At 61.0% G+C, this 20,555-nt stretch carries 15 protein-coding genes; 8 read left to right on the top strand and 7 right to left on the bottom strand.

The window, feature by feature from the left end; translation table 11 throughout:
* Positions 1–224: 224 nt before the first annotated feature.
* Complete coding sequence (locus ACP0KA_RS09785; protein WP_424628599.1) at positions 225–779, bottom strand: ActR/PrrA/RegA family redox response regulator transcription factor; 555 nt, start codon at positions 777–779, stop codon at positions 225–227.
* A gap of 90 nt (positions 780–869) precedes the next feature.
* Positions 870–2,201, bottom strand: coding sequence for an ActS/PrrB/RegB family redox-sensitive histidine kinase (locus tag ACP0KA_RS09780; protein WP_424628598.1), 1,332 nt, complete (start codon positions 2,199–2,201; stop codon positions 870–872).
* 247 nt (positions 2,202–2,448) lie between these two features.
* On the opposite strand from ACP0KA_RS09780, the gene ACP0KA_RS09775 reads away from it, so the two are divergent.
* The gene (locus ACP0KA_RS09775) at positions 2,449–3,774 is read left to right on the top strand and encodes a polyhydroxyalkanoate depolymerase (RefSeq protein WP_424628597.1); all 1,326 of its coding nucleotides are present in this window, start codon (positions 2,449–2,451) and stop codon (positions 3,772–3,774) included.
* A 256-nt stretch (positions 3,775–4,030) separates the two neighbouring features.
* Complete coding sequence (locus tag ACP0KA_RS09770; RefSeq protein WP_424628596.1) at positions 4,031–4,870, top strand: M48 family metallopeptidase; 840 nt, start codon at positions 4,031–4,033, stop codon at positions 4,868–4,870.
* Positions 4,871–4,902: 32 nt separating this feature from the next.
* Here the strand turns inward: ACP0KA_RS09770 and ACP0KA_RS09765 are convergent, their stop codons facing one another.
* Together ACP0KA_RS09765 and ACP0KA_RS09760 are read right to left on the bottom strand one after the other, a co-directional pair.
* Positions 4,903–7,185, bottom strand: coding sequence for a transglycosylase domain-containing protein (locus tag ACP0KA_RS09765; protein WP_424628595.1), 2,283 nt, complete (start codon positions 7,183–7,185; stop codon positions 4,903–4,905).
* A gap of 110 nt (positions 7,186–7,295) precedes the next feature.
* Positions 7,296–7,658, bottom strand: a complete 363-nt coding sequence (locus ACP0KA_RS09760) for a DUF1304 domain-containing protein (protein WP_424628594.1) — start codon at positions 7,656–7,658, stop codon at positions 7,296–7,298.
* 144 nt (positions 7,659–7,802) lie between these two features.
* Between ACP0KA_RS09760 and ACP0KA_RS09755 the strand changes: the two genes are divergently transcribed.
* Positions 7,803–8,342: a methylated-DNA--[protein]-cysteine S-methyltransferase gene (locus tag ACP0KA_RS09755; protein ID WP_424628593.1), complete on the top strand. Its 540-nt coding sequence runs from the start codon at positions 7,803–7,805 to the stop codon at positions 8,340–8,342.
* 4 nt (positions 8,343–8,346) lie between these two features.
* Here the strand turns inward: ACP0KA_RS09755 and ACP0KA_RS09750 are convergent, their stop codons facing one another.
* Positions 8,347–11,139, bottom strand: a complete 2,793-nt coding sequence (locus ACP0KA_RS09750) for a [protein-PII] uridylyltransferase (RefSeq protein ID WP_424631548.1) — start codon at positions 11,137–11,139, stop codon at positions 8,347–8,349.
* A 329-nt stretch (positions 11,140–11,468) separates the two neighbouring features.
* On the opposite strand from ACP0KA_RS09750, the gene ACP0KA_RS09745 reads away from it, so the two are divergent.
* The 4 genes from ACP0KA_RS09745 to ACP0KA_RS09730 all read left to right on the top strand — a co-directional run bounded on the left by ACP0KA_RS09745 (position 11,469) and on the right by ACP0KA_RS09730 (position 14,730).
* Positions 11,469–12,443 carry an aliphatic sulfonate ABC transporter substrate-binding protein gene (locus tag ACP0KA_RS09745; RefSeq protein ID WP_424628592.1) on the top strand — a complete coding sequence of 325 codons (975 nt, stop codon included), beginning with the start codon at positions 11,469–11,471 and terminating at the stop codon, positions 12,441–12,443.
* Between the two features lie 98 nt (positions 12,444–12,541).
* Positions 12,542–13,387 (top strand): ABC transporter permease, encoded by an 846-nt coding sequence (locus ACP0KA_RS09740; protein ID WP_424628591.1) that lies wholly within the window; start codon positions 12,542–12,544, stop codon positions 13,385–13,387.
* Between the two features lies 1 nt (position 13,388).
* Positions 13,389–14,171: an ABC transporter ATP-binding protein gene (locus tag ACP0KA_RS09735; protein ID WP_424628590.1), complete on the top strand. Its 783-nt coding sequence runs from the start codon at positions 13,389–13,391 to the stop codon at positions 14,169–14,171.
* Between the two features lie 46 nt (positions 14,172–14,217).
* The gene (locus tag ACP0KA_RS09730) at positions 14,218–14,730 is read left to right on the top strand and encodes an OsmC family protein (protein WP_424628589.1); all 513 of its coding nucleotides are present in this window, start codon (positions 14,218–14,220) and stop codon (positions 14,728–14,730) included.
* A gap of 5 nt (positions 14,731–14,735) precedes the next feature.
* Here ACP0KA_RS09730 and mutS read toward each other — a convergent pair whose 3' ends face one another.
* Positions 14,736–17,468: a DNA mismatch repair protein MutS gene (gene mutS, locus ACP0KA_RS09725; RefSeq protein ID WP_424628588.1), complete on the bottom strand. Its 2,733-nt coding sequence runs from the start codon at positions 17,466–17,468 to the stop codon at positions 14,736–14,738.
* Positions 17,469–17,672: 204 nt separating this feature from the next.
* Here mutS and pcaF point away from each other — a divergent pair, with 204 nt between their 5' ends.
* Positions 17,673–18,881 (top strand): 3-oxoadipyl-CoA thiolase, encoded by a 1,209-nt coding sequence (pcaF, locus tag ACP0KA_RS09720; protein ID WP_424628587.1) that lies wholly within the window; start codon positions 17,673–17,675, stop codon positions 18,879–18,881.
* A gap of 122 nt (positions 18,882–19,003) precedes the next feature.
* Here the strand turns inward: pcaF and ACP0KA_RS09715 are convergent, their stop codons facing one another.
* Positions 19,004–20,515, bottom strand: a complete 1,512-nt coding sequence (locus ACP0KA_RS09715; RefSeq protein WP_424631547.1) for an MDR family MFS transporter — start codon at positions 20,513–20,515, stop codon at positions 19,004–19,006.
* Positions 20,516–20,555: the final 40 nt, after the last annotated feature.

The following is a 20,555-nucleotide window of genomic DNA, read 5'->3' as shown; positions in this document are numbered from 1 at the left end:
GATAATCTTCCACAAGGCCGAATTGTTTGGTGGTCTCGAGACGGGAGCAGATATCGATATGCCGAGCTTTCCGCATGATGGCCCGCAGCGCAGTTGCGCCCCCTTGATTGTGTCTGCGCTTTCAACGCAGGCACAATCAAAAAAGTTCCACCACTGTGCTGAATCCGGTTCGCTTAAAGGACACGTCGAGAAAATGGAGCGAACGTCCCAACGACCGCCTGGGTTCAGCGGGGGGCTCGCTTGGCCAGAATGCGCTGCAGGGTCCGGCGGTGCATGTTCAGCCGCCGGGCGGTCTCGGAGACGTTGCGATTGCACATCTCATAAATGCGCTGGATATGTTCCCAACGCACACGGTCCGCCGACATGGGGTTTTGCGGGAGTTGGTTCTTATCTGTCGTGCTCGCAAGCAGGGCCGCGACGACGTCATCGGCGTCGGCCGGCTTCGAGAGATAATCGATCGCACCCATTTTTACGGCGGTCACGGCGGTGGCGATGTTGCCGTAGCCCGTCAGCACGATGGCGCGCGCATCAGGCCGCTGGCGTTTGAGCGCCGAAACCACATCCAGACCATTGCCATCGCCGAGCCGAAGATCAACGACCGCAAAGGCCGGTGCGGCCTTGCCGATGTGGCTCAGGCCTTCAGCCACATTGTCACATGCCGTGACAGCGAAGCCGCGAGTTTCCATCGCGCGCGCCAACCGGTCGAGAAATGCCTTATCGTCCTCCACAATGAGAAGAGAGCGGTCTGCGATCTCAGTTAATTCGGCGGTTGCGGTCACGTTTTGGAACCTCCTGTTACGACCATCATGCTCGCAAAGATATGGCGTGGCAATTGGGTACCGCCAAGGCCGCAGGGGTGCGGCCCTTAGTCACGACAGCGAGGTGGAAGGGATTTCCGTGGTTTCGAAACCATCGCGCGGCCACACGATCGTGACCACGGCGCCGTGCGCGGGGAACACCCGATTGGTGAACGAGACGCGTGCGCCGGTGCGCTCCAGCAGTGTTCGGGCGATGAAAACGCCAAGGCCCAAGCCATCGCGGCCGTTCTGTTCGTCGTTGGTCCGGCGCCGCGATAGATAGGGTTCGCCGATCCGCTTGAGGATGTCGGGTGGGATACCAGGTCCGTCATCGGAAACGATGATTTCCACGACATCGGTATTCCACCATGCGTTGACTTCGACCTTCTCACGCGCGAAGTCGACGGCATTCTCCAGAATGTTTCCGACGCCGTACAGAATAGCTGGATTACGGACGCCGACGGGCTCGGGGTCATCTGCGAGCGCGATGCGCACTTTGATCACAATGCCGAAGTCGCGATGAGGGGCCACCGTTTCTTCGATCAATGATGACAACGGCATGCGGTCAAACGACGTATCGCGCGACGACAATTGTGTGATTTTGGCCAGGATATCGCGGCAGCGGCGCGCCTGTTCGCGCAGCATTTTCAGGTCGTTGCGTGTGTGCTCGTCGAGCTTGTCGCCCTGAGTGGTCCCTTCCAGCTCCCGCGAGATCAAATAGATCGTCGACAGCGGCGTCCCGAGTTCATGGGCGGCGGCGGCGGCGAGACCGTCAAGTTGAGTCAAATGCTGCTCGCGCGTCAGCACCAACTCGGTCGCTGCCAGTGCGTCGGAGAGTTTGCGGGCCTCTTCAGTCACCTGGAATGCGTAAAGGCTGGTGACGCCGATCGCCAGCACGATCGAAAGCCAGACGGCGGTCATGTAGGTCGGCGGCAGCACCAGAGGCTCGTCGCCGTTCCAGGGCAGCGGCAGATGGAAGAAGCCGAGCGCCGTCGCGCAGGCAATGGCAAGGAGGCCGAGCGCAATGGTGAACCGCGTCGGCAGGGCCGTTGCCGAGATCAGCACCGGCGCAAGAAACAGAAACGAGAACGGATTCTGCAGGCCACCTGTCAGGACCAGCAGGGCCGCGAGCTCGGCGATGTTGATTGCGAGGAGGGCGGCCGCATAGGCCGGTTCCAAACGATGTACCGGGTTGAACGTAATCTGCAGCACGAGATTGAGCAGCGCCGAGAAGCCGATGATGGTGACGCAGGGAACAATCGGGACATCGAAATCCAGGCCCTGTGAGACGATAAAAATCGTCGCGAGTTGCCCCAGAACGGCGAGCCAGCGCAGCCGCAGAATGGTGTCGAGACGCACAAAGCGGCGCGGGTGACGGAAATCCGAGGCGGCGATATCGCTCATTCAGTTATCCTTAGCGTCGAATAGTGCCGGTCACAAACCGGAGGGAACAGTTCGCTCTGCCATAAGCCGATGAATTCGCGGATGATCTTATCGTCGCACCTGTTCCAGCCTTGTGAATTGAGTTGATTCTTCCGATTTCTCTTCGCTTACCCGCCAATAACCATCATGAAAGAACTTTCGGTGGATTGACGGTTTGTCGCACTCTCGACAGTATGTTGCGGTGCGAAACCGGGAATAAGGAAGTCACATGCCGATTGGCGAATTTGGCAGGCCACCTGAACTGCCCACCGAAGCCAGCCCTGCGCTCACCACCAATATGTATTGGATGTACGAGATGGGGCAGGCGTCGCTCAATCCGGCGCGCGCATTGGCGGATATGACGAAGCTCGTCTTTGAAAATCCGCTCAACCCTTTCGCCACTACGGAATTCGGAAAGTCGGTTGCCGCGGGGTGCGAGCTGTTCGAGCGCACCACCCGTCGCTATGGCAAGCCGGAATGGCGTCTTCATGAAACCGAGGTCAACGGTGTCCGTGTCCCGGTGGAAGTGAAGACCATTTGGGAAAAGCCGTTCTGCCGATTGCTCCACTTCGATCGCAAGCTCAGCCAGCCGCTACGTGAGCCGCAGCCGCGCGTGCTGATCGTCGCGCCGATGTCGGGTCATTATGCGACGCTGTTGCGCGGCACGGTCGAAGCATTCTTGCCGGGCCACGACGTCTACATCACCGACTGGTCGGATGCGCGCATGGTCCCGGTCGCGCAGGGCCGGTTCGATCTCGACGATTACATCGAGTACGTCATCGAGATGATGCATGTGCTCGGCGGCAACGTTCATGTCATTGCGGTTTGTCAGCCGGCGGTGCCGGTTCTGGCAGCGGTCTCGATCATGGAAGCGGAGAAAGATCCCTACTTTCCGACATCCATGACGCTGATGGGCGGGCCGATCGATACGCGGCGCAATCCGACCGCCGTCAACAACCTTGCGGAAGAGAAGGGCATCGACTGGTTCCGCAACAACGTCATCAGCAAGGTGCCCTTCCCGCATCCAGGGTTCATGCGCGATGTCTATCCCGGGTTCCTGCAGCTCACGGGCTTCGTCAGCATGAATCTCGATCGTCACGTCGACGCGCATAAGCGGTTGTTCAGCAATCTCGTCAAAGGCGACGGCGATCTCGTCGACAAGCATGTCGAATTCTATGACGAGTACCTCGCAGTCATGGATCTGACCGCCGAATTCTATCTTCAGACCGTCGATCTGGTGTTTGTGAAGCACGCTTTGCCGAAAGGTGAGATGATGCATCGTGGCAAACCGGTCGATCCATCGAAGATCGAACGCGTTGCGCTGATGACGGTGGAAGGCGAGAAGGACGACATCTCGGGGTTAGGTCAAACCGAAGCAACCCACGGACTATGCAGCGCGATTCCAGACAGCCGTCGCGTTCATTATGTGCAGAAGGATGTTGGCCACTACGGTGTTTTCAACGGCTCGCGCTTCAAGTCTGAAATTGTGCCTCGGATCTCGGATTTCATGCACTCGGCGGCTCTCAGCAAACCGTCGCTGGTGGCGGCGGAATAGGGTTCCCGAGAGGCCAATTTCGTCGGAAACGCCATATTTTATTGGGGATTCTGCAATTTTACCCACGCAAGAGTCCCCAGCTTTCCCTCAAGGCTTTGATTCTCAACGGCTAATAGCCGCGCACATTCGCGCCATAAAAGTGAATTTCTCCGCCGGTCCCGGGCGGGCCTAACAGCTTAAAAATGAATCAGAATTTCGTGTTTCAACCCCCCTTATCTGGGAGGGCGAATCCCTAAATCCACGATATATTGGGCAAATGATTTGTTTTTGCGCCGATGAATTTCACTGGCGGCGGATATGGCAGAATCCCGGCGAACTCCTGCTGTCCGGACCCGCTGACATGGCCTTTCGTGCTCTCCTTTACCGCCGTCCCACCGAACCTCGCACCCTTGCCGTCAAAATCGGCTCGTCGATTTACGCTGTCCAGCTCAGGCGCCATCGCCGTGCGCGCCGTTACACACTCCGTATTCATCCAAGCAAGCGCGAAGCCATCTTGACGATGCCGCCGCGCGGCAATTTGGCCGATGCGAAAGACTTCGCTCAGCGTCATGGTGCCTGGATCGCAGCGCGACTTGGCGGTTTGCCGAAGGCGGCACCGTTTTCGCATGGTGCATCAATTCCATTGCGTGGAGTTCCACATCGGATCGTGCATCGCGCGGGCGAGCGTGGAACCGTTTGGACGGATACCCGCGACAGCGGCGAGAAGATTCTTTGTGTTGCCGGTGATATCGAGTTCATCGACCGTCGGGTTCATGACTTTCTCAAGCGCGAAGCACGCCGCGCGTTGACCGATGCATCCCATCGATATGCCGAGATGCTCGGGGTCAAGGTCAAGCGGATCACCATCCGCGATCAGTCGAGCCGTTGGGGGTCCTGCACCTCTGCCGGCGCGCTGTCATTTTCCTGGCGGCTCATCCTCGCGCCACCCTATGTGCTCGATTACCTCGCAGCCCATGAGGTCGCGCATCTCGTTGAGATGAATCACTCGTCGCGGTTCTGGAAGGTCGTCGCGCGGATCTGCCCGGCAACCGAGCGCGCCAAGAAGTGGCTCGATACCCACGGCAATGATCTGCACCGCTACGGGATCGAGGAATAATCTCGAGACATAATCTCGGGACACGCGGCAGGTCAGCGCCTGCCGCCGAACACCCGATCGATCAGCCAGCCATCGAGACCTGAATCCGCCTCAGGCCGTGTTGACGTTTGTGTCACACGAGGTCGAGCCTGTGCATTCGGGGGCGGCGGCAGATAGCCCTGATTGCTGCTCTGTTGAATCTGTTGCTGTCGGTCCATTGGCTGAACAGGGACCGGCGCGCGGCTGTTGCCCGGAAAGAGGCTCGACAGGAACCCGCCGCCGTCATTGGTCTGAGGCGGCTGATAAGACCCTGGCAGCGGCACCGGCGACACGTTTTGGTGCGCGGCTTTCATGAAACGGGTCCAGACTTCCACAGGCAATCCGCCGCCGGTTGCCTTCTTGGTCGGAGAATTGTCGTCGTTACCGAGCCAGACGCCGGTCACGAGATTGGCGGTGTAGCCGACGAACCACGCATCACGGAAATCCTGGCTGGTACCGGTCTTGCCGGCGGCGGACCAGCCCGGAATATCGGCTTTGCGCGCGGTGCCGGTCACCAATGTTTCATGCATCATGCTGTTCATCATGCCGACATAGGCCGGATCGATGACCTTCAGCGGGGGATCGGCGCGGCGGGCATAAAGGACTTTGCCCTCCGGTGTGCGGATCCTGTTCACCACGTGGGGTGATGCGGCGAAACCGCCGTTGGCGAATGGCGCATAGGCGCCGACCAACTCGGTCACTGACACTTCCGATGTTCCGAGAGAAATCGAGGCATTGGCTTCGAGCTTCGATGCGATGCCGAGACGATGGGCGGTGCGCACGACATTCGCGGGACCCACCTCGATGCCGAGCCTGACGGCCACCGTGTTGAGCGACATCGCGAGCGCGCGCGTCAATGTGACAGGACCGAAGTACTCGCGGCTGTAGTTCTCCGGCTTCCAGCCTTTGACATCAAGCGGAGCGTCTTGGCGCACCGTATCCGGCGTCAACCCGGCTTCGAGAGCGGTGAGATAAACGAAGGGCTTAAAGGCCGAGCCGGGCTGGCGCTTTGCGGTGACCGCGCGGTTGAACTGACTTTCGGCGTAGTTGCGGCCGCCGACCATGGCCCGCACCGCGCCGCTTGGTGTCATCGCGACCAGAGCGCCCTGGCTGACGTTGAACTTCACGCTTTTGGTCGCCAGCTCATCGATGATGGCTGCTTCGGCGACGCTTTGCAGTTTGGGATCGATCGAGGTCTCGACCACGATGTTCTGGTCGATCTGCCCGACGAGATCGTCAAGCACTTCGCCGATCCAGTCAGCGACATAATTGATGGTGCCCGCTCCGGCCGGATTCACGGCATGCGCGGGATGCGCGATTGAAGCTTGCGCCTGAGCCTCGGTGATGAATTTGACGTCCGCCATCGCGGTGAGCACGGTCTGTGCCCGCTTTTCCGCACCTTCGGGGTTGCGATTGGGGGCAAGACGGGATGGCGACTTCACCAGGCCCGCCAGCATCGCGGCTTCCGCCAGCGTCACGTTCTTCGCGGACTTGCCGAAGTACCGTTGCGCAGCCGCCTCGACACCGTAGGCGCCGGATCCGAAGTAGACGCGATTGAGATACAGTTCGAGGATCTCGGCCTTGGAGTATTTCCGCTCCAGCCAAAGGGCGAGCTCGGCCTCCTGCAGCTTGCGCTGGAGCGTGCGCTCCTGGGTCAGGAACAGGTTTTTTGCGAGCTGTTGCGTCAGCGTGGACCCACCTTGCGACACGCCACGATGCATCAAATTCGCGACGATCGCGCGCGCAATGCCGGTGGGATCAATGCCGAAATGTGAGTAGAAGCGCCGGTCTTCGATGGCGACGAACGCCTTGGGTAGATAAGGCGGCAGTTCCTTCAGCGACATGTTGGCCCCAGGCATTTCGCCGCGGGTCGCGATAATGCTGCCGTCCATGGCGGCGATCTGGATCGTCGGGGGCCGCTTGGGAATTTCCAGCGACTGGATGGAGGGAAGCTGCGCGCCGACCCAAACGATGACCCCGGCGCCGGCAATCACGCCCCAAAGGCTGAAAACCACGCCCCAATAAGCGAGACGACCCAGCAGGGACCGCGAGCGGCCTCTGGACGAACTCTCTTTGTCTCTGCGTGCCGGCGCGTTGCGCGTTCGCCGCTCGCGGGGCGCCTCATCACCATCATCATCGTCGATTGGCTTGGCGCGCCGGCGTTTGGGCTGCGGCTCGTCGTCGTCAATAGCATGGCCGACGCGATCCCAGCCGTTGAGGCGAACGCTGTCAAGCGAGGCCGGGCCGTCGAACTTCGGCTCTTTGCGTCCGCCTTTTTTCTTTCGCCCCGACGCCATACGCGATACGCCCACGCCCCACTGAACTGTCGCTTGTGGTTTGCAGGCTAGCGGTGGCGGTTTAAAGGCGCGTTAAGCGGGCGTTAACGCAACTTTAGGCATGGCGGCGATTAGGCAAGCCACAGCAAGATCAGCGCGAGGAGCGCAGGCAGCGCCTGTACGATCAAGATCTTCCGGCTGACGGAATACCATCCATAGAGCCCGGCCACGATAACGCAGAGCAGAAAGAAGACTTTGATCTGAAAGCCGAATGCCGCGCTGGGATGAACGAGACCCCAGATCAGTCCGGCGACGAGGAAGCCATTATAGAGGCCCTGATTGGCCGCCAGCACAGCGGACTGCTGGGCCTTCTCCAGCGTGTTGCCGAAGGCCGCCAAGCCTTTCGGTTTGGTCCAGAGAAACATCTCCAGCACAAGGAAATAGAAGTGCAGCGCCGCGACCAGCACGACGAGACCATTGGCGACATAGCTCATGTTGCTTCCCCAAGCCGATCGAATGCATGGAACCTACACGCCGCAGCATGAAAATACGATGGCGTCGTGCCTTGTCGGAAATCGGCAAGACAGAAGGCGTCAAAGCAGCGATGCTTGATCAAGACAGAGATCAGGGAGACTTCCATGCCCGCAAAGCCAACTGAACGTTTTTTCCTCGACCGGCTCGAGACGCCGATCGGCATCGCGCTTCTGGTGACGGATGACGATGGCTTTTTGCGTGCACTCGACTGGTCCGACTACGAAACCCGGCTGCACCGTTTGCTGAGACGGCATTATGGCGACATTGTTCTTGAGGATACGCCGGCGCCAAAGAGTCTGATCAGCGCGTTGAAAGGTTATTTTTCCGGCGATCTCCAGCAATTGACGACCATCAAGTGGCGCACCGGCGGAACGCCGTTTCAGCGTAATGTTTGGACCGCGTTGCAGACCATCCCCGCGGGACGGACATCGAGCTATGGCGAGCTTGCGGGACGGCTGAGCGTTCCGAATGCGGCCCGGGCTGTCGGGCTCGCGAACGGCTCCAATCCGATCAGTGTTGTGGTGCCGTGTCATCGCCTGATCGGGTCGGACGGGTCGCTGACCGGCTACGCCGGCGGCCTCAACCGCAAGCAATGGCTCTTGAAGCACGAAGGCGCGACATTCAAATCCGCAACGTCTCAATAAGGGATCAGGCCGCAGGCTTTTCGGCGTTGTCCTCGTTGGCGAGGAGATGAACGAGGGCCCGCTTGATGGCGGCCTGCCGTGTCGGCGCGGTGATCTGGGCGCCGAGCAGGTCGGTGACATAAAACACGTCGCGTGCGCGCTCACCGAATGTCGCCACGTGGGCTGAGGCGATGTTGAGGTTGAGCTTCGAAATCGCGGTGGTGAGCTGATAGAGCAGGCCGGGGCGATCGAGGCCCGAGACCTCGATCACGGTGTAGCGGTCCGACCACTGATTGTTGATGATGACTTCTGGCTCGACGACGAATGGCCTCAAGCGGGCCTTCACGGCGCTGCGCTTCGCCATCACGTCCGGCAACCGAAGTTTGCCTTCCAGCACCTGCTCGATGGTGTCGCCGATCCGGGTGGCGCGCCGTCCTTCGTCCTCGTCGCGATCGTATTCGCGCGAAATCGCGATGGTATCCAGTGCGATGCCGTCCGTCGTGGTGTAGATCTGCGCGTCGACGATGTTGGCGCCGGCCGACGCGCATGCGCCGGCGATGATCGACAGCAGCCAGGGATGATCCGGCGCCAGGATCGTCAGCTCGGTGACAGCGCGCGCTTCGTCGAAGCCGACATTGACCGCCAGCTTGTGTCCGCTCGCCTCGCTGGCCTTGACGAAACGGGCATGGCGGATCTTGCGCGCCAGGTCGACCTTCATCCAGTAGGCTGGATAATGGCGCGCGATGTAGGCATTGAGCTCGCTCTCCGGCCACTCGGTAAACGCGGCGCGGAATTCGGCCTGTGCATGCTGGATCCGCTGGGCGCGATTGACCTCCGAGAAACCACCGGTCAGTACGGGCTCGGTCTCGTAATACAGCGTCCGGATAAGTTGCGCCTTCCAGCCGTTCCATACACCGGGGCCGACGCCGCGAATGTCGGCGGTGGTGAGGATCGTCAGCAGCTTCATTTGCTCGACGGATTGCACCACAGCCGCGAAGTTCTCGATGGTCTTGCGGTCGGACAGGTCACGCGACTGCGCCACGGTGGACATCGTCAGATGTTCCTGGATCAGCCACGCGATCAACTCGGTGTCGGCGGCATTGAAGCCGAAGCGCGGACATAGCCTCCGCGCGACTTTGGCGCCGGCGATTGAATGATCCTCGGGCCGGCCTTTCGCGATGTCGTGGAGAAAGACGGCCATGTAGAGCAACGCGCGATGCTCGGGACGGATCTTCCGCATCAGATCGCTGGCGACGGTGAACTCGTCGTTGTTGCCGCGCTCGATGTCCTGAAGGATGCCGATACAACGCAGCAGATGCTCATCCACTGTATAGTGATGATACATGTTGAATTGCATCATCGACACGATCTGGCCGAAGGCGCGGATGAAGCGGCCGAGCACGCCGGCTTCGTTCATGCGCCGGAGCACGGTCTCGGCATCGTTCGACGTCAGAATCTCAAGAAACAGGCTGTTGGCTTCAGGATTTTCGCGAAGCTTCTGGTTGACCAAATTGAGCGAGCGCGTCGCCGCCCGCATGGCGTCCGGATGGAACGCCAGATTGTTCTTCTGCGCCAGCCGGAAAATCCGGATCAGATTGACGGGATCGCGCTTGAAGACGTCGGGGACGGCGAGATTGATGCGGTTGTTGTCGATGATGAAATCTTCACCGCCCGGCACGCGGCCGCGCTTTCGGCCCGGCCGCAGCCGCGCCATCACGCGGCTGAGCACCGGCGCCGGTTTGGCTTCCTGGTCTTCGAGCTTGGAGCAGAGGATCGCGGTGAGGTCGCCCACTTCCTTGGCAATCAGGAAGTAGTGCTTCATGAAGCGCTCGACATCCTGCATGCCAGGATGCGAGGTGTAACCAAGCCGCTGCGCGATCTCGCGCTGCATTTCGAACGACAGGCGCTCCTCGGGACGGCCCGTGTGGAAATGCATGTTGCAGCGGACCGACCACAGAAAGTCCTCGCAGCGGCGGAAGGTGCGATACTCCTGCGCGTCGAACACGCCGCGCTGGACAAGATCTTCGGTTTCGCGGACGCGATAGACGTATTTGGCGATCCAGAACAGCGTATGCAGGTCGCGCAGGCCGCCCTTGCCGTCCTTCACGTTCGGTTCGACCAGATACCGCGATTGGCCGGCACGGCGATGGCGCTCCTCGCGCTCGGCAAGTTTGGCGGCGACGAATTCGGCTGCCGTGCCCTGCACGACTTCCTTGTCGAACCGCGTGACCAGTTCTTCGTAAAGCGCGGTGTCGCCGGTCAGGAAGCGCGTTTCGAGCACCGAGGTGCGGATGGTCATATCGGCACGCGCCTGCCGGATCGATTCATCAACCGAGCGCGTCGCATGCCCGACCTTCAAGCCCATGTCCCACAGGCAATACAGGATGGCTTCGGCGACCTGCTCGCCCCAGGCGGTCTGCTTGTAGGGCAGGATGAACAGCAGATCGATGTCGGACTCCGGCGCCATCAGGCCGCGGCCGTAGCCGCCGGTGGCGATCACGGCCATCCGCTCGGAGTCGGACGGCGTGGGCGAATGATAAAGATGCCGGGTCGCGGCGTTGAACAGCAGGCGGATGATTTCGTCCTGCACGAAGCAAAGCCACTCCGCGCAGCGCCGTCCGTGCCGGTCCTTCAACAGTTTCGCTTGTGCCGCCTCCCGCGCCGCGGCGAGTTCGGCCTTGAGCAACTGGGCCATGGCAGACCGGAAAATGTCGTCGTTGCCGGCGTTGTCGGCAAGCGCGCTGATCGCGGCAGCGATCCGGGCACTGTCGAAAACAGTTTCAACGTCTGGCGGGAGGTTGGCCGCAACATTGTCCATGACATCCGGAATATCGGAGCATGAAAGCGGTGTCATCAAGGGATTAGTCATCCGGTGTCCCGATTCCGCAGTTCGCAGCATTGCGCGGCGCCTTCGCTTGCGAAAGCCCGAACCGTCATACCAGCGACATCTGTTCTCATTTTTCAGCGATTCAAGGAATGCCGTTTCGTCCCGAGCGCAATTCGGGCAGTTATTTTCTCATTGACGCGAGCGAGTTAACTTATTGATATAAAAACAATAATTCAGGGCTCTCGGGCTCTGTTAAATTGCCGCGGAATGTGGGATTGCAGCACACGCCCGCACGACCCTCACGAGATGGAGAAGATTTGATGTCCCAGTTTACCCGACGCATGTTTGCCGCGATTGCCGCAGTCGCAGCGCTTGCGCCAAGCACGCTGTTCGCCGCCGATGCGCCGAAACAGATCGCGATCGATTGGGCGACCTACAATCCGGTTTCCATCGTGCTGAAGGAAAAGGGACTGCTCGAGAAGGAGTTCGCCAAGGACGGGATCAAGATCGTCTGGGTACAGTCTGCCGGCTCCAACAAGGCGCTTGAATTCTTGAACGCCGGATCGATCGATTTCGGCTCAAGCGCGGGATCTGCGGCGTTGGTTGCCAAAATCAACGGCAACCCGATCAAGTCGATTTATGTTTATTCGCGTCCGGAATGGACCGCGCTGGTCACGACCAAGGATTCCAAGATCACCAAGGTGGCTGATCTTAAGGGCAAGCGTGTCGCTGTGACGCGTGGCACTGATCCGCACATCTTTTTGGTGCGTGCGCTGCTCGAAGCGGGCCTGACCGAAAAGGACATCACGCCGGTCCTGTTGCAGCATGCTGACGGCAAGACCGCGCTCATTCGCGGCGATGTTGATGCATGGGCGGGTCTCGATCCGATGATGGCGCAGGCGGAAATCGAAGACGGCGCCAAGCTGTTTTACCGCAAGCCGGAAGCCAACACCTGGGGCATCCTCAACGTCCGCGAGGAATTCCTGAAGGACCATCCGGACCTCGTGCGCCGCGTGCTCGCGGTTTATGAAGAGGCGCGCAAGTATTCGCTGAGCCACTACGATGAGCTCAAGCAGGGCTTCAAGGCTGCCACCAAGCTGCCTGACGTGGTGATCGACAAGCAGCTCAAGGAGCGTACTGAGCTGACACACAACCGTATCGGCGCGCCACAGCGTGAATCGATTCTGGCAGCGGGTCTCGCCCTCCAGCAGGCCGGTGTCATTAAGTCCAGCGTCGATGTGAAAGCCGCGGTGGATTCCCTGATCGACGATCAGGTTCCGCTGCCGACAAACTAAGTCGCGGCCAATGACGATTGACACCCTGTATGGCTCCGGCCGTGCAGGGTGTTGTCATGAAAGGGGCTTGCAATCGGGAGCGTTTGCGCGTTTTTGCTGTGGCTATGACACTCGAAAATCCAGCTCTTGAGGCCGGCGTGGCGGCGCGGCGCCCCGCCGGGCGACTGCAGCGCATTGCGCGGCCAGCCATCGGCCTGTTGTTGCCCCTCATCTGTGCGTTGGTCTGGGAGCTCGCGGTGCGATTTGGCTATTCCAATGGCCGTCTGGTGCCGCCGCCTAGCCGTATCTGGGCGACTCTCGTTGAACTTTCGGCCAGCGGCGAGTTGAGCCGGCACATTATCGCGACCATGAGCCGGGTCGGCGCCGGCTTTGGTATCGGTGTTCTGGCGGGAACGATTTTCGGCGCGATCTGTGGCTACTGGTCGCTGGCGCGGCGGTTGCTCGATCCGACGCTGCAGGCGCTGCGCGCAATTCCGTCCATGGCGTGGATTCCGCTTTTCATCCTGTGGCTCGGCATTTTTGAAACATCGAAAGTGGCGTTGATCGCCGCCGGCGTGTTTTTCCCGATCTATCTTGGCGTGATGGATGCGATCCTTGGGATCGATCGCAAGATCGTCGAAGTCGGTCGGACCTTCCGTCTCAGCGGCTTCGCGATGATCCGGCGCATTCTTCTGCCGGCCGTGCTGCCCGCCTTTATCGTCTCGTTGCGCACCGGCCTCGGGCTCGGGTGGATGTTCGTGGTTGCCGCCGAATTCATGGGCGCATCCGAAGGTGTCGGCTTTCTGCTGACTGACGGACAACAGTTGGGCAAGCCCGCGCAGATCATGGCCGCGATCATCGTGTTCGCGATCCTCGGCAAGATCACCGACTGGCTGATCCAGTTTGCCGCCAAACCATTTTTGCGGTGGCAGGATTCCTTCAGCTCGCATGCGGAGAGGGCTTGAGATGCTCACCCTCGATCATGTCGGCAAGGTCTATCCCAACGGTGTTCATGCGCTCGAGGGATTTTCGGCGCGGATCAAGCTGGGCGAAATCATCGCCATCATCGGTGGCTCCGGCTGCGGCAAGTCCACCTTGCTGCGTGCGATCTCGGGTCTCGAACGCGCGACAACTGGCGACATTACATTGGATGGCGCGTCGATCACCGCGCCGCACGAGAAGGTCGGCATCATCTTCCAGGAGCCGAGACTGCTTCCATGGCTGAGCGTGGCTGACAATGTCGGTTTCGGCATCATGAATTTGCCCGCCGCGGAACGTCAGCAAAAGGTCGCACGTGCGCTGGAGCGTGTTGGCCTCGCCGACAAGGCCAAGGCGTGGCCGCGCGAATTGTCCGGCGGCCAGGCGCAACGCGTGGCGATTGCGCGGGCCTTGGTGCCGTCGCCCGAAGTGCTGTTGCTCGATGAGCCGTTTTCGGCCCTCGATGCCTTCACGCGCGCCGATCTGCAGGATCATCTGCTCGGCCTGTGGGCGGATACCAAGCCGACGCTTATTCTCGTCACCCATGATGTCGACGAAGCCGTCGTGCTGGCGGACCGCGTGATGGTGATGCGTCCGCGGCCCGGCCGGTTGTTCGAAGAGATCAGGGTTGAACTGACGCGTCCGCGCGATCGCACATCGCCATTGTTCGATGCCGTCAAGCGCAAGGTGCTGACGGCGTTGGACCGTTCGCTTGACCGTGCGAAGCCGGGTAATGAGCAGCCGGTGGAAGGTGCCGCGATGTGGTGGTAACACCACATATAGAAGTCGTTTTGATCATCGTTTTTGGAGCAGTCAGATGGATTCAACCGAACTCCGCGCCATGCAGGCCCCGATCAAGGATCGCTACAAGTCCGATCCCAATGCCGCTTTCATCACCTTGAAGGCCAAGGGCTCACTGGAAAGCGAAGGCATCGCCTGCAAGGTGGAAACCGGTCGTGCCATCGCGGCAGTGGCGGGCCTCCATCCGGCAACCGGCGGCTCCGGTCTCGAACTGTGCTCGGGTGACATGCTGCTCGAAGCGTTGGTGGCCTGTGCCGGTGTGACGCTGAAGTCGGTGGCAACCGCGATCGATGCGCCGTTGAAGTCCGGTAATGTGAGCGCCGAAGGCGATCTCGATTTCCGCGGCACGCTGGGCGTCGACAAGGAAGCGCCGGTGGGCTTCGCGGAAATTCGTCTTCGCTTTGACGTCGATACCGACGCGCCACAGGAAAAGCTCGATCAGTTGCTCAAGCTCACCGAGCGTTACTGCGTCGTGTATCAGACCATCAAGAATGGTCCGAAGACCAGCGTCTCGATCAATCGTATCTAACCGAGTTATTTCGGCAGCTTCGCCTTCAAGGCATACAATGCTTCAAGTGCATCCCGCGGTGACATGTCGTCGGGATGCAGCGCATTGAGCGCCTCAACGAGCTGATCAGCCGGACTTGGCGGCAGCGGTTCATGCGCTGCACGCGATGTCACGGCAAACAGCGGCAGATCGTCGGCAAGCGCGCGTGCGGTCGATCCGCGATCCTGCGCTTCCAGTTTGGTGAGAACTGATTTCGCCCGCGCGATGACGGCCGCGGGAAGGCCTGCGAGTTTCGCCACCTGAATGCCGTAGGAACGATCGGCGGCTCCCGGCAGCACCTCATGCAGGAAGACGACGTCTCCCTGCCATTCCTTGACGCGGACCGTGGCGTTGAACAGCCGCGGCAGGTTCGCCGACAGCGCTGTCAGCTCATGATAGTGGGTGGCGAACAGCGCGCGGCAGCGATTGCTTTCATGCAGATGTTCGATGGACGCCCAGGCGATCGACAATCCGTCGAAGGTCGATGTGCCGCGGCCGATTTCATCGAGGATCACCAGCGCGCGTTCACTGGCTTGGTTGAGAATGGCCGCAGTCTCGACCATCTCCACCATGAAGGTTGAGCGGCCGCGCGCGAGGTCATCCGCCGCGCCGACGCGTGAAAACAGCCGGTCGACGATACCGATGTGCGCGAGCTTCGCCGGCACGAAACTTCCCATCTGCGCCAGCAACGCGATCAATGCGTTCTGCCGCAGGAAGGTCGACTTACCGGCCATGTTGGGACCGGTGATCAGCCAGATCTGCCCAGACGATTGCGATGGGCCGGGCGACAGGTCGCAGGCATTGGCAATGAACGGCTGGCCGTCGCGCTTCAGCGATTGCTCGACGACTGGATGCCGCCCGCCCTCGATGGAGAACTTCAGCGAATTGTCGACGACGGGCCGCACATAATTCTCGTCGATGGCGAGCTTCGCAAGCGACGAGGTGACGTCAAGCAGCGCAAAGGCGTGGGCCGCGGCGCGCAGATCGTCTCCCGCGGCAATCGCCTTCGCACACAGCCGGTCGAAAATCTCGAGCTCAAGACCGAGCGCGCGTTCACCGGCATTGGCGATCTTGGCTTCGATCTCGCCGAGTTCAGTGGTGGTGAAGCGCACTTGTCCCGCAAGCGTCTGGCGATGGATGAAGGTTGCGTTCAGCGGCGCAGTCATCAGCTTGTCGCCATGCTGCGCGGTGACCTCGACAAAATAACCCAGCACGTTGTTGTGGCGGATCTTCAACGCCTTGATACCGGTGTCGTCGGCATAGCGCGCCTGCATTGCGGCGACCACGAGCCGCGATGCATCACGCAAATTGCGTGTCTCGTCGAGATTTGAATCATAGCCCTGCCGAACGAACCCGCCGTCGCGCTTGAGCAAAGGCAGATCCTCCGCGAGACCACGCGCGAATTCCCGGGCGAGGTCGCGTGACGGCCGGCGCAGCGCGTCGAGTGCCAAATGGATGTCGCGGGGCAGATCGGTGATCCGCGAGAGCCGCTCCACCACCTGGTCGGCCGCCAGCACGCCGTCACGCAGGGCAGCGAGATCGCGCGGTCCACCGCGTCCGATTGACAGTCGCGCCAGTGCGCGGGAGATGTCCGGCGCCGCGCGCAAAATGCCGCGAAGATCTTCCCGTGCGGCGCTGTCGTGCGCAAACAACGCGATGGCATCGAGCCGATGGCTGATGGTCGGGCTGTCCGTCAATGGCGCAGCCAGCCGTTGCGCAAGCAGTCTTGATCCGGCTGCGGTGACGGTGCAGTCGATGGCGTCGAGCAGCGATCCGCGCCGTTCGCCGGACAATGTGCGGGTGAGTTCGAGGTTGGCCCGCGTTGCCGGATCGATCGCCATGGTGGTCCCGGCAGCTTCACGCGCCGGCGGCGACAGCGGCGGCCGCTTGCCGACCTGCGTGCGATCGATATAGGTCACGGCCGCAGCAGCCGCGGTTGCTTCGAGCCGCGACATCGTGCCGAATCCGTCCATGGTGGCGACGGCGAAATAATCGCATAGCCGCCGCTCGGCGGTCGCGGCGTCGAACACATCGCGGGTCAACGGCGTCACCGCGGGCAAGGTGCGGAACAAGGCGGCTAGTTCGGGATCGCTGTACAAGGCGTCGGTGACGATCACCTCGTTCGGGTTGATACGCGCCAGCGTCGCGCCCAACTCTGCGGTGCTGCACTCGGTGACGATGAATTCCGACGTGGAGATGTCGATCCACGCCAGTCCGATGCGATCGCCGCCGGCAGACGATGCGCGGGCTCGCGCGACCGCGAGCAGGTAGTTGTTGGTTCTGGCGTCGAGCAGGGTGTCTTCGGTCAGCGTGCCCGGCGTCACCAACCGCACCACGTCGCGGCGGACCACGCTCTTGTTGCCGCGCTTGCGGGCAGCGGCCGGGTCCTCCATCTGTTCGCAAACAGCGACGCGATTGCCGAGTGCAATCAGCCGGTGCAGATAGTCGTCGGCCCGCTCCACCGGCACCCCGCACATCGGGATGTCCTGCCCGAGATGCTTGCCCCGTTTGGTCAGGGTGATGCCGAGGGAACGCGACGCGATTTCGGCATCCTCGAAGAACAATTCATAGAAATCGCCCATTCGGTAGAACAGCAGCAGGCCGGGATTGGCGGCCTTGATCTCAAGATACTGTTCCATCATCGGCGTGACGCGGCTGGCCGCCTCCGGTGAGGTGGTTTCGGTCTCGATGGGGGCAGGGGGCGTCGAATGGATCGTCATAGGCGCGAAACTATCAAAGTTTTCGCGCCCGTTGGGCTCCAAGACCGCGTTTTCCACGCTCCTGGATGGGGCCGGCATACCGGATCTGCCTGAAAACGAGGCCGGTTTGAGCATCGATTGTTTGACGTGGCGGATGGGCCTTCCTAAAACTCACGCCAAATTCGGTGCGGTCGTTCCGTCCGCTTGGCATTCAGGGAGCAAACAATGCGCGATGTTTATATTTGTGACGCGGTACGTACGCCGATCGGACGTTTTGGCGGGTCGCTCGCCAAAGTGCGCACGGACGACCTCGCGGCCGCGCCGATCAAGACCTTGATGGCGCGCAATCCCAACGTCGATTGGACCGCGCTGGATGAAGTCGCCTTCGGTTGCGCCAACCAGGCCGGTGAAGACAACCGCAACGTGGCGCGCATGGCGTTGCTGCTTGCCGGTCTTCCGGACAGCATCCCCGGCATGACCCTCAACCGTTTGTGCGCGTCGGGTCTGGATGCCGTTGGTGGAATGGCGCGTGCGATCCGCGCGGGCGAAATCGATTTTGCGATTGCCGGCGGCGTGGAATCCATGACACGTGCGCCATTTGTAACCGGCAAGGCGGAGCAGCCCTTTCAGCGCACCGTTGAGACCTATGACACCACCATCGGCTGGCGTTTCATCAATCCGCTGATGAAGCAGCAGTACGGCGTCGACTCGATGCCTGAAACCGGTGAGAACGTGGCGGAGGATTATCAGATCTCGCGCGCCGATCAGGACGCGTTCGCCATCCGCTCGCAGCAGCGCGCGGGCAAGGCGATCGCCGCAGGCTATTTCGCCGAGGAAATCACGCCGATCACGATCGCCGGCGGCAAGGGCGGCCCCATTGTCGTGGACAAGGACGAGCATCCGCGTCCTGAAACCACCATTGAAGGGCTCGCGAAGCTGAAGCCTGTCGTTCGCCCCAACGGCACGGTGACCGCGGGCAATGCGTCCGGCGTCAACGACGGCGCGGCGGCCATGATCCTTGCATCCGAAGAGGCCGTGAAGAAGCACGGCCTCACGCCGCGTGCACGTATTCTCGGCCTCGCATCGGCAGGTGTCCCGCCGCGCGTGATGGGCATCGGTCCGGTGCCGGCCGTGCAGAAATTGCTCGGACGCCTCGGCCTCAAGATCACTGACATCGATCTCATTGAGCTCAACGAAGCCTTCGCCTCGCAGGGCATCGCGGTGCTGCGTCAGCTCGGCGTGAAGGAAGACGCCGATTTCGTGAATCCCCATGGCGGTGCCATCGCGCTGGGCCACCCGCTCGGCATGAGCGGGGCGCGTCTTGCGATGACCGCAGTTCACGGTTTGGAAAAGCGTGGCGGCAAGCTCGCGATCGCTACCATGTGCGTGGGCGTCGGCCAGGGCGTCGCGGCCGCGATCGAGAAGCTGAACTGATCGCATCTCGCTGAAAAGCGGCGATCTAAAAGCGAAAGCACGATCAGCGGTATGCTGGTCGTGCTTTTTATTTGATCCGAATGGTAAGCCGCAGGCAGATGGTTAGCTGTGGCTTCGAGACCTTAGTCCATCACCGCCGCATGATCCGCGGACTGGGCCTGCTGCCGCATCGCCGCTTTGCTCGACCCGATCATGAGGGCGAGCGGAATCGCGCACAGCGTCACGATCATCACCATCTGGTAATCGCGTGAGAAGGCGATGATCTGCGCCTGAACCTGCAGCAGCACATCCATGATGGCGCGGCCGGAATCGGTCTTCATGTTGAGAATGCCGGCAACGTCCGGCATCTGCATCGCGTGGTTGAACGGCGTGACGTGCTCGTTGAGGATCGCATAGGCTTGGCGACCGCCTTCGGTCAGCTTGGCGATGACGACAGAAATGCCGATCGAGCTGGCGACGTTGCGCACCAGGGTCAGCATCGCGGTGCCGTCGGTGCGCAGGTGATTGGGCAGTGTCAGGAACGCGACCGTTGAGAGCGGCACGAACACGAGGCCAAGGCCGAAGCCCTGGGCAATGCTGACGACGACAATCGTCGGCACACTGGTCTGGTCGGTCCATCCCGTCATGAAGAACAGGGAGACCGACATGAGAATCATGCCGCTCGCAATCAGCGTCCGCGCTTCGATATATTTCATGAAGCGTCCGACAAGCATCATCGCGACGAATGTGCCCAGTCCGCGCGTCGCCAGCAGCAGGCCGGCGGTCATGATTGGATAGCCGATGACATTCTGCAGATACGGCGATGCCAGTGCCATGGTGCTGTAGAGCACGAGGCCCATCACCGCCATGAAGACGCAGCCGCCGATGAAGTTACGATCCTTGAAGATCGCGAACTGGATGAATGGCTGCTTGGTCGTGAACGAGTGCGCGAAGAAGTAATAGAAACCGATGATCGAGATGATCGATTCTGCCACGATTTCCGGCGATTCCAGCCAGCCCAGTTGTTCGCCACGGTCCAGTGCGAGCTGCATGGAGCCGATGCCGATCGCCAGCGCGATGAAGCCGAACCAGTCGAAGCGAAGATTGTGGTTCGGTGTTGTTTCATCCATGAAGGCCATCAGGCCCAGTACGGTGACGATACCGAACGGCAGGTTGACGAAGAACACCCAGTGCCAGGAATAAGTCTCGGTGAGCCAGGCGCCGAGGGACGGGCCCATGATCGGCCCCAGCATCACGCCCATGCCCCAGATCGACATCGCCTTCGCGCGTTCGTGCAGCGCGTAGGAGTCGAGCATCACCGCTTGCGAGAGCGGCACCAGTGCTGCACCGAACACGCCCTGCAGCAGGCGGAACAGCACCATCTGCGTGATGTCCTGCGCGAGGCCGCACATCACTGATGCTACGGTAAAGCCTGCCGAACAGATGATGAAGATCTTCTTGCGTCCGAACCGGTTGGCGATCCAGCCCACCGGTGCGGTCATGATGGCCGCGGCGACGATATAAGATGTCAGAACCCAGTTGATCTGATCCTGCGACGCGGACAGCGTGCCCTGCATGTAGGGCAGCGCCACGTTCGCGATCGTCGTGTCGAGGGCCTGCATGATGGTCGCGGTCATGGCGCAGACCGTGACCATGTTACGGCGAAGACCCGGGACCGCCGCCGTGGAGGTGGCG

It is taken from the genome of Bradyrhizobium sp. SYSU BS000235 (genome assembly GCF_049747295.1).
In the GTDB taxonomy this organism is placed as follows: Bacteria; Pseudomonadota; Alphaproteobacteria; order Rhizobiales; family Xanthobacteraceae; genus Afipia.
This window is presented reverse-complemented; position numbering and strand designations above follow the sequence as displayed.